At 33.1% G+C, this 15,698-nt stretch carries 16 protein-coding genes; 10 read left to right on the forward strand and 6 right to left on the reverse strand.

Annotation, left to right across the window (positions count from 1 at the left end; translation table 11 throughout):
* Positions 1–100 precede the first annotated feature (100 nt).
* The 4 genes from HUE53_RS07505 to HUE53_RS07520 form a co-directional block, all read right to left on the reverse strand.
* Complete coding sequence (locus HUE53_RS07505) at positions 101–1,060, reverse strand: ISAon1 family transposase (protein WP_454951481.1); 960 nt, start codon at positions 1,058–1,060, stop codon at positions 101–103.
* Complete coding sequence (locus tag HUE53_RS07510; protein WP_014165862.1) at positions 1,053–1,436, reverse strand: ISAon1 family transposase N-terminal region protein; 384 nt, start codon at positions 1,434–1,436, stop codon at positions 1,053–1,055. The genes HUE53_RS07505 and HUE53_RS07510 overlap by 8 nt, the downstream gene beginning before the upstream one ends.
* Before the next feature lie 317 nt (positions 1,437–1,753).
* Positions 1,754–3,217, reverse strand: a complete 1,464-nt coding sequence (locus tag HUE53_RS07515; RefSeq protein WP_065213901.1) for a lipopolysaccharide biosynthesis protein — start codon at positions 3,215–3,217, stop codon at positions 1,754–1,756.
* A gap of 3 nt (positions 3,218–3,220) precedes the next feature.
* Positions 3,221–4,177, reverse strand: coding sequence for a CZB domain-containing protein (locus HUE53_RS07520; protein WP_014165821.1), 957 nt, complete (start codon positions 4,175–4,177; stop codon positions 3,221–3,223).
* 611 nt (positions 4,178–4,788) lie between these two features.
* Here HUE53_RS07520 and HUE53_RS07525 point away from each other — a divergent pair.
* Genes HUE53_RS07525 through argH form a run of 8 tightly spaced genes read left to right on the forward strand, consistent with a single transcriptional unit; the run spans position 4,789 to position 12,789 of the window.
* Positions 4,789–5,361, forward strand: coding sequence for an N-acetyltransferase (locus tag HUE53_RS07525; RefSeq protein WP_225556126.1), 573 nt, complete (start codon positions 4,789–4,791; stop codon positions 5,359–5,361).
* Positions 5,330–6,541: an argininosuccinate synthase gene (locus HUE53_RS07530; RefSeq protein WP_192188395.1), complete on the forward strand. Its 1,212-nt coding sequence runs from the start codon at positions 5,330–5,332 to the stop codon at positions 6,539–6,541. The genes HUE53_RS07525 and HUE53_RS07530 overlap by 32 nt, the downstream gene beginning before the upstream one ends.
* On the forward strand, positions 6,528–7,490 hold the full coding sequence (gene argC, locus HUE53_RS07535; protein WP_192188396.1) for an N-acetyl-gamma-glutamyl-phosphate reductase: 963 nt from the start codon (positions 6,528–6,530) through the stop codon (positions 7,488–7,490). Before HUE53_RS07530 ends, argC begins: the two co-directional genes overlap by 14 nt.
* A gap of 36 nt (positions 7,491–7,526) precedes the next feature.
* Positions 7,527–8,651, forward strand: coding sequence for an aspartate aminotransferase family protein (locus tag HUE53_RS07540; protein ID WP_192188841.1), 1,125 nt, complete (start codon positions 7,527–7,529; stop codon positions 8,649–8,651).
* A 33-nt stretch (positions 8,652–8,684) separates the two neighbouring features.
* Positions 8,685–9,632 (forward strand): N-acetylornithine carbamoyltransferase, encoded by a 948-nt coding sequence (locus tag HUE53_RS07545; protein ID WP_063744159.1) that lies wholly within the window; start codon positions 8,685–8,687, stop codon positions 9,630–9,632.
* A gap of 3 nt (positions 9,633–9,635) precedes the next feature.
* Positions 9,636–10,409, forward strand: coding sequence for an acetylglutamate kinase (gene argB / locus HUE53_RS07550; protein ID WP_077225551.1), 774 nt, complete (start codon positions 9,636–9,638; stop codon positions 10,407–10,409).
* A 3-nt stretch (positions 10,410–10,412) separates the two neighbouring features.
* Positions 10,413–11,507 (forward strand): M20 family metallo-hydrolase, encoded by a 1,095-nt coding sequence (locus tag HUE53_RS07555; RefSeq protein WP_107317440.1) that lies wholly within the window; start codon positions 10,413–10,415, stop codon positions 11,505–11,507.
* Positions 11,479–12,789, forward strand: a complete 1,311-nt coding sequence (argH, locus tag HUE53_RS07560; RefSeq protein ID WP_192188397.1) for an argininosuccinate lyase — start codon at positions 11,479–11,481, stop codon at positions 12,787–12,789. Before HUE53_RS07555 ends, argH begins: the two co-directional genes overlap by 29 nt.
* Here argH and HUE53_RS07565 read toward each other — a convergent pair.
* Together HUE53_RS07565 and tatA are read right to left on the reverse strand one after the other, a co-directional pair.
* On the reverse strand, positions 12,786–13,247 hold the full coding sequence (locus HUE53_RS07565; protein ID WP_014165812.1) for an Lrp/AsnC family transcriptional regulator: 462 nt from the start codon (positions 13,245–13,247) through the stop codon (positions 12,786–12,788). The two genes, argH and HUE53_RS07565, sit on opposite strands and share 4 nt — an antisense overlap.
* Before the next feature lie 23 nt (positions 13,248–13,270).
* On the reverse strand, positions 13,271–13,450 hold the full coding sequence (tatA, locus tag HUE53_RS07570; RefSeq protein WP_014165811.1) for a twin-arginine translocase TatA/TatE family subunit: 180 nt from the start codon (positions 13,448–13,450) through the stop codon (positions 13,271–13,273).
* 148 nt (positions 13,451–13,598) lie between these two features.
* On the opposite strand from tatA, the gene HUE53_RS07575 reads away from it, so the two are divergent.
* Complete coding sequence (locus HUE53_RS07575; protein WP_014165810.1) at positions 13,599–14,081, forward strand: hypothetical protein; 483 nt, start codon at positions 13,599–13,601, stop codon at positions 14,079–14,081.
* A complete protein-coding gene (locus HUE53_RS07580) occupies positions 14,081–15,562 on the forward strand; it encodes a GH3 auxin-responsive promoter family protein (protein WP_192188398.1) in 1,482 nt (493 codons plus the stop codon). The genes HUE53_RS07575 and HUE53_RS07580 overlap by 1 nt, the downstream gene beginning before the upstream one ends.
* Positions 15,563–15,698 lie beyond the last annotated feature (136 nt).

The raw sequence follows: 15,698 nt of genomic DNA on the forward strand, positions 1-15,698 counted from the left end.
ATAAGCTAAATAAAATTAGTTTAAAAAAGAGTAGCTATTAAGGTTAGACTTTTACGCCTCATTTCTGGATAGATTTTGGCTCAGATTAATTTTTTGGGGATTAAGCAAAAAGTTTCTCCATTCTAAAGAGGAAGAATTTAGTATCCACCACACCTCTTTGATTAGCTCTAAAGAGTTTTATTTTTGAGTTAAAGGATTCAGCATTTGCGTTTGTATGTCTTTTTACGAAGAAGTTTGCAATTGTTTCCAAATGATAATTTAAACTATTGGCAACGGTATTAAAGACAGTCATTTTTAATTCTTTGGTTTTGGATATCCAATTCAATATTTTTTGTTTAGCCTCTTCTTTTGAGGTGTATTCATAAATATTTCTAAACTCTTGGGTGTGTTTATATGCCTGATGTATTAGAGGATAATGTTGGAACAATATTTGGGCTCGCACTTTTTGGGTTTCTGTCCATTGGTTGGGTTTCTTGGCAATGATATAACGACATCGAGCCAATAGTTGTTTGGGTGTGTCTTGGTTTTCAAAAGTTATTGGAATGTATTTTATTGCTTGCTCCTTTGCTTTTTTGATAGCTTGATTCTCTTTTTCAATCTCCTCCCAGCGATATTTTATCCTTAAATGCTGGAGAGCTTCCATTACCAACTTTACCACATGGAAACGGTCTGTGACAAGGTAACTTTCAGGAAAACACATTCTTGATGCTGATTGCATATTGTTTGCCATATCAAGTGTTATCGATTTTACTTGTTTTCTATGCGAAAGTGGAATTTTAGTAACCACATCAATAATGTCCTGACTTTTGGTGCCTTTTATAACCGCCACTAAGGATTTCTTTTTGCCTCTTCCTTGTTTATTGGTTACAAAAGTATAAAGTTCACCTTTTGACAAACTTACTTCATCAATACTTAAATTCTCCCCAATATTTTCGGGGTAAATCAGATAATTTTCGGCATGTTCTAACTGTTTCCAACTTGTAAAACCACTGATTCTTTTTTTGTAATGTCTTCGCAGTAAATCAGCTTTAATGCCATAATAACTGGCAATGTTACTTATCGTATCTTCTCGGGTCTCTACCTGTACCTTTTAAAAAATCCGAAAGTTCAACAGTTAATTTGGAACCTTCTGCAATAAAAGAATAATCGCTTTTAATTTCTGACTTATCTACTGTATTTCGCCACCTACGTCTTCTGATACCTAAATAAACAGCCTTTCCTCGTATTGGAAAATCTTGTATCAAAGTACGCTCACAAAAGCCTTTTGACTCATATTCCTCTGAAATGAAACCTTCGGGAATAATGTTCTTTTCATCAAGATAGATATAAAAGCAATCCTTTTTTGTTTGAATATCTCCTAATTCTATAAAATCAACAATATCAAAATGACATAATAATTCTTCGGGTAGAAAAGCAGAAAGTATCGAAAAATCCATTTACTTTTTTTGTCGCAATTTACAATTACTCCCCATATTTTTTATGTGAGCCTAGATTTTGTGATGAAGATGAAAAAGAGAAAGAAGGTAAAATACACACAAAATTTTTACCGCAGTCGTAGTTTAGTTTTACATTGAGGACAAAAAACAGAGTACACTGTTTAGATTCAAAATCATTTTTATTTGTAATCAATTTCTAATGCGGAATTCGGATAAATAAAAAGAGGGTGTCCTAAAAAGTTACAATCGTACCATTTCTATGACAAGAGAAGTGGCAAACTAGATGTTAAGTAACTATGTTAGACACCCACTTTTTATTATTTGATAACCTTGTATTTTAAATGATTATTTTTAAATACTCTATAAAAAATAATATTTAAAGCTAGATAAACCAATAAGATTAAAAAAGTTATGAATGGAGTTTGTTTTTGATAAGAAATATTTAAAATTCCTATAAAAAGTACTATGTTCAAACAAATAATTTGTAAATAGCTCTTACTGAAAGGAAGTATATTATATTTTATATATACATAATAAGTTTTAAAAATATTATATAATACAATAGAAATAGTAGAACTAATAGCAACACCTAACAAACCTAATTGAGTGAATTTTAAAAAATAAACCACCATACTTAAATTTAACAATAATAAGAGAGCAACAATCAGTAGATTGAATTTAAAGTATTTAGAATACGCAATAATCTCACTGTTAAATCCTGTAGCTACATTGCTAAAAGCTCCTAAGCATAGAATCCAAATAATGGTTTCTATGTTTAAAAATTGGTTTTGTGGATCCAATGTATTTTTTATAAGAGGTAGATAAATTAGGATAATACCTATAAATATTAACGAATAAAAAGAGGCATGATAGGTTGAACTTTTATACAATCGACTTAATAAATAGATTTTCTTTTTCAACAACAATTTTGAAATAGCTACACCATAAATAGCATTTATCCCTGTAGCGTGCATAAAAATAACAGAAGTTAATGTTGTTAAAATAGAATATAAACCATTTTCGCTCATTGATAAATAACTAGGAACAATGATACTGTCAATCTTGTTTATTAACAATAGTGCAAAAGAACCTAAAAAGCTAAAAAAGCAATATTCAAAGAATTCTTTCACGCTTACTTTTTCAAATAGAAAATAATATTTAAGAGAAAAGTTAGTATTACTATCTTTGGTTACATAAAAGTGCATACCAAATGTTAATACCGCATAACAAAGAACATAAAGTAAAAGTAATTCATTATTTGGAATGATTTTTATATAATTTAAATAGAAGAGAATAGGTAAAAATAAACGAGGAGCAACCTTTTCTAGAATTATTAAAAAACTTACCCTATTATATATGATAGAAACACTTTTTGTTAAATCTATTAAGGCTAAAATTAAACCCAAAATAAGACCAAATTCGTAAAAAACAATTTTGTTAAAAGGATTAATTTTATTTAAAACAATAAGACCTGTAAAAAATAGAAAAAAAATACCTACTGATATTAGTAGGGAAGTTCCATGTAATTTAGGAACATGAAACTTCTCGAAATAAGGTGTAAATTTTACTAAGCCTTGCGCTAATCCAAAGAGGAAAAAAGGAAAAACAAAATAACCAATCGTCTCTATATATTTAATTTCACCCAATATATCCAGTGATTTTGGGAATAGAAAAAAACTAGCTATTATACTTAGAAATAAGCCTAAATAATTTGCAGTAGAATACCAGTAGAGTTTTACTTTTCTACTGTTGTTAAGGATCTTTGGGGCTACAATATGCATAATTTACAAATTGAAATTAAAAAGTTTACCCAACCAACTTCTTTTTTCAGCACTTTTAATAGAATCTCGACCCGTTATAATAAGATTTTGAATATACTCATCCATAGTACGATTACGTTCTTCTAAGAAGTTATTTAAGAATAAAATACCACCAGATTCGCCTTTTTTAGCTTCTATGATTTTAATTTCTTCATACAAAGGAATAATAAACTTAGCCAAAATAGCATTGTTAACGCCTGATAATTTAACAGTAATGTCAACTATTTTATCATCAACTATAGTAGGTATAAAATCCGCAACAGCCCAAACGAATTTACCGTTATAAGTAACAAATTTTAAAATTTTAGTAGTTCTTTCTGCTTCTTTGTTGTTTTCAAGTATTAGTCGTTCAATAGCTTTTGGAATATCAGGGTGAAGAATAGAATTAAAGTTTTTACCCATCAAGTCTTTGTTCTCAAAACTTGATACTTCAGTAAAAAACGCATTTACATATTCTATTTCGTTGTTTGGTAAAATTTTTATAACCAATGTGTTGCTTTTATCCCACGGAGCAGCATCATCTAGCAATTTAATAGGAATTTCTCTTTCTACTACTTTTGTAAGACCTATATTTAATTTAGTTTCAGCTTCATTCAAAAGTGTTACAATTTCTTGTGAAGTATTAGAGAGATCTGTAAATAATTCTTCCGCAATGGCCTTATTTCCTAATTTATTTTCAATATAAATTTCTTTAGCAAGTTTATGAAGTTTAACATGTTTTACATCAAACTTTTGAAGTTCTTCTAATTCTCCAAACTCGTCGCGACCTTCTGATTCAAACCATTTTCCCAGACGACATTGTAAGTGTGATACAATTTCACTTTCGACTAATTCCACCTTACCGTCTAATAGGTCTCTCATTTTATGCATCCAACCTAAATGATCCAAGCGTGCTTGTTCAAAGCTAATTTTCATTTCCATATCAAGTAAATATTTAGTTTTTTAGTACAAAAATAATCATTATAAATATTGTCTTAAAATGTTTGGGTTAGTTTTATTATAAATTCATTAAACAGGTTGTTTGGTGTTATTATAATCAAATTTCACCTTAAAAAAACAACTGTTTAAATTAAATATATTCTAAGGATAGTTTAAAAATATATTTGTTTTTTGATTTAAATAATAATTTAAGACAACAAATTGTTGATAATTCGCTTAAATTAATAAAAATTAATAAAAAAAGTAAATTTTAAAAAAAATAATTTCCTTTTTTAATCTACAACCTCTGTTTTAATAACTTTTAGTGATTTAAAAACAAAACAACCTTATTTAGGTTTGTTTTTATAACATTTTGTTTTTTAAATTAAAAGTCATCTTTTTACTTTAAAAATAACGCTAACGCTTTTTAACTTAGGTTTATTTTATTTCACAATCTTTTTATTTTAAAATATATTATAAGAGTCATTGAATAATAAATCAACCAACAAGATAATTATTACTTATTAACCCGATTAATTAGATAAAATAATTTATTAAAAATACTTTTAAAGATATTATATCTTTTATTTATATATTTGCGCAAAAATTAATCTATGTTTAGTATTCAAATTGCAAATAATAACCATATTCACTTTGCCCAGACGATATGCGATGAGATGGAAGCATCAGCGAAAGTGAGAGGTACGGGTATTGCAAAGCGATCGGCTGAATACATTATTGAAAAAATTCAAGAAGGAAAAGCGATCATTGCTTTGACAGAAAATAAGGAATGGGCTGGGTTTTGTTATATCGAAACCTGGCAAAATGAAGAATATGTGGCGAATTCGGGATTGATTGTATCACCAGAATTCCGTCAGAGCGGATTGGCACGAATGATCAAATCTAAAATTTTTGAATTATCACGAACCAAATACCCTAATTCTAAAATCTTTGGATTAACCACTGGTTTAGCTGTGATGCGAATCAATTCGGAATTAGGCTATATGCCAGTAACTTACTCGGAATTAACTACCGATGAAAAATTCTGGAAAGGTTGCCAGAGTTGTGTGAATTTCGAAATTCTGCAAAGTAAAAATTATAAAAATTGTTTGTGTACAGCCATGCTGTATGACACTAATATCAAAGAACAAAAAAATGCAAAAAAAGAAAATAGTATTAGCGTATAGTGGCGGTTTAGACACAACCTATTGTGCGGTGTATTTGAGTAAAATTGAAAATTATGAAGTGCATGCCGTAACAATAAATACTGGAGCGTTCGATCAGAAAGAGATTGCAATTTTAGAAGAAAAGGCATTGCAAAGTGGTGTGGCATCGTATATATGCATTGATGTACGCAAGGAATATTATGACGATTGCATTAAGTATCTAATTTATGGTAACGTATTAAAAAATGGAACATATCCTTTAAGTGTCAGTGCGGAAAGAGCGGTTCAAGCAAAAAGCATTGCCGAATATGCCATCCAATTGGGAATTCACACGATTGCTCATGGAAGTACAGGAGCTGGTAACGACCAAGTGCGTTTTGATATGATTTTTAATCATTTGTTGCCTAATGTGGAAATCATTACACCAATCAGGGATAAAAAACTGAGCAGAGAAGCGGAAATCGAATTCCTGAAATCACATGGTGTAAGCTTCAATTTCGAAAAAGCGGTGTACAGTATTAATAAAGGATTGTGGGGAACTTCTGTAGGAGGTAAAGAAACGTTGACTTCGTATCAAAGTTTACCGGAAGAAGCATGGCCAACACCGGTTTCGGCTACTGAATCTGTAGATATTATATTGAGTTTTAATGAAGGCGAACTGATTTCAGTAAATGGACATTCATTTGAACATCCGTCTATTGCCATTGAATATTTACAGCAAATGGCACAACCTTTCGGAATTGGAAGACACATTCACGTAGGAGATACGATTATAGGGATTAAAGGAAGAGTGGGTTTTGAAGCCGCAGCTCCAGAATTGATTATCAAAGCTCATCATTTACTGGAAAAACATACGTTGACCAAATGGCAATTATTCTGGAAAGAACAATTATCAAGCTGGTACGGTAACTGGTTGCATGAGGGCCAAATGCTGGATCCCACTATGAGAGATATAGAAGCTTTTTTAACCCACACTCAAAAGACCGTTAGTGGCGAGGTGTACATTACCTTGCATCCGTATAGATATGAATTGAAAGGGATTGAAAGTCCGTTTGATTTAATGTCGGAAAAATTCGGGTCATACGGTGAAATGAACAACGGCTGGAGCGGCGAAGATGTAAAAGGATTTACAAAAATATTCGGCAATCAAACCTCGATTTACCATCAGGTTACTAAAGAATTGAGTGATGCAAATAATTAAAGCCGGAATTATTGGTGGAGCTGGTTATACAGCAGGAGAATTACTCAGAATCCTGATTAATCATCCACAGGTGGAAATTGGGTTTGTGCATAGTAAAAGCAATGCTGGGAAGTTCATTTATGAAGTGCATGATGATTTGTTTGGGGATACCGATTTGAAATTCTCTGAAACGTATCATTCTGATATCGATGTGGTTTTTTTATGCGTCGCGCATGGTGAAGCTAAAAAGATAGTGACTGAATTTTCATCTTCGGTTAAGATAATCGATTTAAGTCAGGACCATAGAATTGCGGCTAATCATTCTTTTGTTTATGGTTTGTCAGAATGGAATAAAACAGCGATTCAAAATGCAAATTATGTTGCGAATCCGGGTTGTTTTGCAACAGCCATTCAATTAGCGTTGCTACCTTTAGCCGAAGCAGGTTTACTGAGTGGTGATGTGTATGCTTCGTGTACAACTGGATCTACAGGTGCTGGTCAATCATTGACCGAAACTTCGCATTTCAGTTGGAGACAGAATAATTTGTCGGTATACAAAGCTTTTACACATCAGCATCTAGCAGAAATCAATCAAAGCGTACAGCAAGTTCAGCAAGTGTATTCGGGCAACCTACATATTTTACCGCAAAGAGGTTCTTTTACCAGAGGTATTTTGGCTTGTATCACGTTAAAATCAAATCAGTCTTTAGAACAATTGCAATCGTTATTTGAAGAAAAATACAAGCAGGAATCTTTTGTGTTTGTTTCACCTAAAAACATTCATTTGAAACAAGTGGTGAATACCAATAAATGCCTGCTGTATCTGGAAAAAAACGAAGAGGATGTCATGATCGTGAGCGTAATTGATAATTTATTGAAAGGAGCATCAGGACAGGCGGTGCAAAATATGAATCTGATGTTCGGTTTACCCGAAACAACAGGGTTAAAATTAAAACCAAGCGCATTTTAAATTATGGACACAATAACTATAAATAACCCAACACAAATGAATCTATTCGACGTGTATTCGGTTTCAGATATTGAAATTGTGAAAGCACTAGGTTCGGACTTATGGGACAAAAACGGAAAACACTATTTGGATTTATATGGCGGTCATGCCGTAATTTCCATTGGTCATACGCATCCTCATTACGTTTCAAGCCTTACAGAACAGTTGCATAAAATTGGTTTTTATTCCAATTCGATTGTGATTGACCAGCAGAAACAATTGGCAACAAAATTAGGCCTACTTTCGGGCTATACTCATTATCAGTTGTTTTTGTGCAATTCAGGTGCAGAGGCAAATGAAAATGCCTTCAAATTGGCATCTTTTCATAATGGAAGAAAAAAAATAATCGCTTTTAATAAGGCTTTTCATGGTAGAACATCATTGGCCGTTGCAAGTACAGATAATCCTGCAATTGTAGCACCAGTGAACGAAAACAACAACACAACTTTTTTACCATTAAATGATAGTAATGCTTTTGACCAAGCCGTAAACGATGAGGTGTGCTGTGTCATTATTGAAGGAATTCAAGGCGTTGCCGGTATTCAGATTCCAGAGCCTGCATTTTTACAACATGTGGCGCAAAAGTGTAAAACACTAGGTATTGTTTTGATTTTGGATGAAGTGCAGTCGGGTTACGGAAGAACGGGGAAATTTTTTGCCCATCAACATGCGGGAATACAGCCCGATATTATTACTGTGGCGAAAGGAATGGGCAACGGATTTCCTATAGCTGGTGTTTTAATCGCGCCGCATATTCAGCCAAAAAAAGAAATGCTGGGAACCACTTTCGGAGGAAATTATTTGGCTTGCACTGCTGGATTAGCAGTTTTAGAAGTGATTGAAAAGGAAAACCTAATGGAGAATGCCCAAAAAATGGGAGAGTATCTCATGGAACAATTGCAAAACATTCCAAATATCAAAGAAATCAGAGGCATGGGATTAATGGTTGCCATCGAATTGCATGAGCCTTGCGCAGCTGTGCGTAAACGATTATTGGACGAATTCGGAATTTTTACCGGAACCGCGAGCAATAAAAATACCCTGAGAATTTTGCCTTCATTGGCAGTGACGAAAAAAGAATTGGACGAATTGTTACAAGCTTTAAAAATTATTTTGAAGTAAACGTCCTGATTAGAAATGATTAATGAAAGAGAAATGAAACATTTTACATCAGTAAACGATATTGAAGACCCCATGGCTTTAGTGAAAGAAGCCATAGAATTAAAAAAAACAGAAAGAATATCTCAAATAGGGAAGAATAAAACCATCGGATTGTTATTCTTCAATTCGAGCCTGAGAACTAGAATGAGTACGCAAAAAGCCGCACAAAACTTAGGAATGGAAGTGATGATTCTTAATGTAAATAACGATGGTTGGGCACTGGAATTTGAAGAAGGAGCCGTGATGAACGGAAAAACTGTGGAACACATTAAAGATGCAGCTGCCGTTATGGGTTTGTATTGTGATATTTTAGCCATTCGTTGTTTCCCTAATCTGGAAAATAAAGAAGAGGATTATGCCGATAAAATTATCCATCAGTTTATGCAATATGCTAAAGTCCCAGTGGTGAGTTTAGAATCGGCAACAAGACATCCGTTACAAAGTTTGGCGGATATGATTACAATTCAGGAATACAAAACCAAAGAGAAGCCAAAGGTGGTGCTAACTTGGGCGCCACACATCAAACCGATTCCGCAGGTGGTAGCCAATTCGTTTGCCGAATGGACTTTGTCCAGCGGTTATGATTTGACTATTACACATCCTGAAGGATATGAATTGAGCGAGGAGTTTACAAAAGGCGCAACAATCGAATTCAATCAGGAAAAAGCATTACAGGATGCCGATTTTGTTTATGTAAAAAACTGGTCTTCGTATACCGATTACGGAAAGGTTTTACCTGTTACAGAAAATTGGATGTTAACTAACGAAAAATTGAAAGTAACCAATTCAGCAAAAGTGATGCATTGTCTGCCAGTGAGAAGAAATGTAGAAGTATCGGATGAGGTTTTGGACAGCGAAAATTCGTTGATTCTACAACAAGCTGAAAACAGAGTATATGCGGCTCAAACGGTATTGAAAAAAATAGTGGAATCTAATTTTTAAGCTATGGTACATGTAATAAAAATTGGCGGGAATATTATTGACGATGCAATAAAATTAGATGATTTCCTTAACAGATTTGCTAAGTTGGATGGACCAAAAATTTTGATTCACGGTGGCGGAAAATTGGCTACCAGTGTAGCAAAGAATTTGAATATTGAACAACAAATCATCGACGGTAGACGGATTACTGATGCTGAGACTTTAAAAATTACTGCGATGGTCTATGCCGGATTGGTAAATAAAACCATTGTGGCTAAATTACAGTCAAAATCATGCAATGCCATTGGATTAAGTGGTGTAGATGGAAATTGTATTCAATCGGTAAAAAGAAATCATCCAACTATTGATTACGGTTGGGTAGGTGATGTGGAAAGTATTCATGCCGGTTTTTTGCAAAATCTTATAGACAATAGAATTGTACCCGTTATCAGTCCAATTACCCACGATGGAAAAGGTAATTTATTAAATACCAATGCCGATACTATTGCAACCGAAGTAGCTATAGCACTTTCTGAAACGAACGAAGTGAATCTTAGATTTTGCTTTGAAAAATTAGGGGTGTTGACAAATCCTGAAGTCGATGGTTCATGGTTAAGAAAGCTCGATAAGAAAGAATATCAATCTTTAAAAGAGGCACAAATTATTTCAAAAGGAATGCTCCCTAAATTGGAAAATGCTTTTAAAGCGAGTGAATCTAAAATAGCGAAGGTCGAAATCTGTCATGCCGATTATGCTAGTGAACAAGGCGAGTCGTTTATTGGAACTTTAATAGTATAAAGAATGGAACAATTACAAAAAGAAGCATTGGAATTGCTGAAAAAGTTAATAGCGACACAATCTTTTAGTAAACAAGAAAATCATACGGCTGAAATTCTGAATGATTTTTTTGTTCAAAAAGGGATTCTTACTAATCGATTACTACATAATGTTTGGGTAAAGAATAAATATTTTGACGATTCAAAACCAACAATTTTACTGAATTCACATCACGATACGGTACAACCAAACAAACAATATACTAGAAATCCTTTTAGTCCAGATATTGAAGACGGGATTTTATATGGTTTGGGAAGTAATGACGCTGGTGGACCACTGGTTTCTCTAGCGGCCTGTTTTTTGCATTTTTATGACAGACAGGATTTGCAGTTCAATTTGATTTATGCAGCCACCGCAGAAGAGGAAATTTCTGGAAATAACGGAGTGGAAATCGTTTTACCAGAATTAGGAAAGATGTATTTTGGAATAGTGGGCGAACCTACCAAAATGGATATCGCTATCGCAGAAAAAGGACTTTTTGTGATTGATTGTATTGCCCACGGAAAATCAGGACATGCCGCTAGGGAAGAAGGAGAAAACGCTATTTATAAAGCGTTGAAGGATATCGAATGGTTTCGAACATTCGAATTTCCAGAGGAATCGGAAATGCTGGGCAAAGTCAAGATGTCGGTAACTATTATCAATGCGGGTGTACAACATAACGTGGTTCCAGAAAGATGCCAGTTTACAGTGGATATTAGAACCACCGATAAATACAATAACGAACAAGCTTTGGAAATTATCAATCAATATGTGGATTGCGAAGTCATTCCGCGTTCGACTCGTTTGAATCCTTCATTTGCTCCAATAGAGCATCCAATTGTGCAAAGTGGTATCGCATTAGGAAGAGCTATTTATGCTTCACCAACCACTTCAGATCAGGCATTGATGAGTGGTTTTCCAACGTTCAAAATGGGACCAGGCGATTCGGCAAGATCACATACAGCCAATGAATATATTTATGTGGAAGAAATCAACAAAGGCATTGCAATCTATATTGAAATGCTAGAAAAATTTAATACGATAGACTATGAAGTTGTGGCAAAATACATCAGATAATGTAAAAACTTCCATTTTAGCAATGGTGGAACAATTTACGATAGGCCAAGATACTATTTGGGATTTATATTTGGCAGAAGCTGATATCAAAGGTTCTTTGGCTCATACATCTATGTTGCATGAAATAGGATTATTAACTACTGAAGAACTAAAGGAAGCCCACGAGGGGTTGCAATCCATTCTGAAAATGGTACTTGATAAGTCATTTATAATTGAAGAGGGTGTAGAAGATGTGCATTCCCAAGTCGAATTGTTACTAACTCAAATGAAAGGGGAGGTAGGAAAAAAAATCCATGCCGGTCGTTCCAGAAACGATCAATCATTGTTGGATATTAAGTTGTTTCTAAAATCAGAATTGAAACAAATTGTCGAAAAGACCGAAACTGTTTTTAATACTTTGATTGATTTAAGTGAGAAACATAAAAACGAGTTATTACCAGGCTATACGCATTTTCAATTAGCAATGCCTTCCTCGTTTGGTTTGTGGTTTGGCGCTTATGCAGAAAGCTTAAGTGATGATTTAGAACTGATTTTAGCGGCTTATGCTATGGCTAATAAAAATCCTTTGGGATCTGGTGCTGGTTATGGTTCTTCTTTTCCTTTAAATAGAACATTCACCACCTTGCTACTCAATTTTGAATCGATGAATCATAATGTGGTCTATGCTCAAATGACGAGAGGAAAAATGGAAAAAACAACTGCTATGGCTTTATCTGGAATAGCAGCTACACTCACAAAATTTTCAATGGACGTGTGTTTGTACATGAATCAACATTTCGGATTTATTAGTTTTCCTAAAGAATTAACCACAGGAAGTAGTATCATGCCGCACAAAAAAAATCCAGATATTTTCGAATTGATTAGAGCCAAATGCAACAGAATTCAAGCTTTGCCTAATGAGCTAACGTTATTGACTAACAATTTACCCTCGGGGTATCACAGGGATATGCAATTAACCAAAGAATGTTTATTCCCAGCGATTATCACCTTAAAAGAATGTTTAGACATGCTTCAAGTAATGTTAGAAAATATTACCATTAAGCAAAACATTCTATCAGACGAAAAATATTTGAATCTATTCACGGTTGAAGCCGTTAACGAATTGGTTTTATCCGGTATTCCGTTCAGAGAAGCCTATAAAATAGTTTCAAAACAAGTGGAAGAAAATCAGTTTATCTATAATTATGAAACGCTAAACCATACCCACGAAGGAAGTATTGGTAATTTGCAAAATGATAAAATCAAAGAGGAGTTTATTAAAAAGAAAAAGAAAATGATTTAATCCTCAGCTAAATAGTAAGAAGTTTCATTTTTCACCATACTCATCACAATATTACTGTGATATTGTCCAATGTTTGGAATATTGGCTAATTTATTCACTACAAAATTATTGTAAGCATCAATATCTGTAGTCGCAATTTTTAACATATAATCGTAAATACCTGAAAGACTAGTAACTTCTAGTATTTCAGGCATTTTCATAACTTCATCCTCGAAATTTTTTAAATGCTCTCGAGATTGTTTTTTGAGTGTAATATTGCAGTAAGCAAATAGCTTGATACCTACTTTTGAAGGGTTAAGAATAACAGCACTTTTCTTAATAACTCCTGATTCTTGAAGATGTTTAATTCTTTCATAAGTAGGAGTATAGGAAAGCCCCACCATAGCCGCAACATCTTTCACCGAAAGTGTACAATCTTGTTGTAAAATATTAAGAATCTTTGCGTCTATTTTATCCATAAAAAGAAGGTAAATAGTAAGAGTTACTCTTTAGTTTCTTCTTCTTTTTTTGGTGCAGCAGTATCTTCTCCTTTAGAAGCTTTTTTGAATTCATTCAATCCACTTCCTAAACCTTTCATTAATTCAGGAATTTTCTTACCGCCAAATAACAATAATAAAGCTGCAATTATTAGTATAATTTCCGTTGGACCTAATCTTCCCATATTCTTAAAAATTGTGCAAAAGTTGCATTTAAATTACTTTGCAAAGATAATAAAGAAAAAACTCAAATGTAATTTTTAACGAATTATTATTCGTATACTGAAGAGCCATTCTATTTTCCTATATTTGTAATAGGTATAAATTTAGTTTATGACGATACTTAAAAGATTCAAACGCAAAGAATTTCTTGATAAAATTATCACGAAAAGACGTTTAATTATCTTAAATGAAGATACTTTTGAAGAACAATTTTCACTTCGATTAACCATTTTAAATGTTTTTCTATTATTATCCATTGGCGCTATTTTTTTAATTTCAGTAACTACTTACATAATTGCTTTTACAACTTTAAGAGAATACATCCCAGGATATTCATCAACAGAATTGAAAGAAAAAGCATTGTTACTAGGTTTAAAATCAGATTCATTAGATTTTGAGATAAAAAAGAATGACGCTTATATACAATCGGTTAAAAAAGTATTAACAGGCGATTTAGAATATGCTAAAGTAAACAAAGATTCTATTTTAGCTTCTGATTATGTGGATCCATCGGAATATGATATGCAAGTATCCGAAGAAGAAAAAGAATTACGAAAACAAGTAGAAGCAGCTGCGAAAAAAGATAGTAAATAATGTCGATCAAAAGTATTGGAGCAAAACTATTTGCCTCCTTCATTTATCATAAAACCCAAAAGTGGGTAAATAATCCTATTGAAACCCAACAAAAAATCTTTAAAAAATTAATTCAACAGGCAAAAAACACCCAGTTTGGTAAAGACCATCAATTTGAACAAATACACACATATAATGATTATGTTCAAAAAGTCCCTGTTCGCGATTACGAAGAATTACGTCCCTATGTAGATCGAGTAGTCAAAGGAGAAGAAAATATTCTTTGGACTGGTAAACCTATTTATTTTGCAAAGACTTCAGGAACGACTTCAGGAGCAAAATACATTCCGCTAACTAAAGAATCTATGCCGTATCACATAGAAGCAGCTCGTAATGCCATTTTAAGTTATGTACATGAAACAGGTAAAGCTGATTTTGTAAATGGAAAAATGATTTTTTTGCAAGGGAGCCCAATTCTGGAAGAAAAAAACGGAATCAAATTAGGAAGACTTTCAGGAATTGTGGCACATTTTGTTCCAAAGTATCTTCAAAAAAACCGTATGCCTTCATGGGAAACGAATTGTATTGAAGATTGGGAAACTAAAGTCAATGCCATTGTTGAAGAAACGTTTCACGAAGACATGGCGGTAATTTCTGGAATTCCATCCTGGGTACAAATGTATTTTGAAAAACTTTCCGAAAAAGCTAAAAAGCCAGTTGGTGAGGTTTTTAAAAACTTCAATTTGTTTATTTACGGTGGCGTAAATTACGAACCCTACCGCGCAAAATTCGAAAATTTAATTGGGCGAAAAGTAGATGCTATAGAGTTATTTCCAGCTTCCGAAGGGTTTTTCGCATATCAAGATTCTCAGAAAGAAAAAGGAATGCTTTTGTTGTTGAATTTTGGAATTTTTTACGAGTTTATAAAAGCCGATGAGTTTTTTACAGAAAACCCTAAAAGATATACCATTGGAGAAGTCGAATTAGGGATTAATTACGCATTGATTATATCTACGAATGCGGGATTGTGGGCATACAATATTGGGGATACAGTACAATTTACTTCTTTAAGTCCGTATCGAGTAATAGTTTCTGGACGAATCAAACATTATATTTCAGCTTTTGGAGAACATGTCATAGGTAAAGAGGTAGAAAGTGCTCTACAAGAAGCTATGGAAGGGACATCAGTTCGGGTAAATGAATTTACAGTTGCTCCACAAATTAATCCCTCAGAAGGCTTACCCTATCATGAATGGCTCATTGAATTTGAAAATGAACCCGAAGATTTAAAAGCTTTTGCATTAAAAATCGATCAAGCCATGCGTAAACAAAACGTTTATTACGATGATCTAATCGTTGGACGCGTTTTACAGACTGTTGTGATTACTAAAGTGGCAAAAAACGGATTTCAGGAATATATGAAATCTATTGGTAAGTTAGGTGGACAAAATAAATTACCACGTTTGGGCAACGATCGTAAAATTGCTGATTTTTTTAAATAAAAAAAGCCTCCTGATCATAGGCAAGAGGCAACCTAAATGTTTTCACAACGGAATAATCCTTATTGTGAATTGCTTTCAAATTTTGTTATACGAATATACAATTTTTTGATTAAAAAAATAGTATTAGTTTATTTTT

It is taken from the genome of Flavobacterium columnare, from assembly GCF_014844295.1.
In the GTDB taxonomy this organism is placed as follows: domain Bacteria; phylum Bacteroidota; class Bacteroidia; order Flavobacteriales; family Flavobacteriaceae; genus Flavobacterium; species Flavobacterium columnare.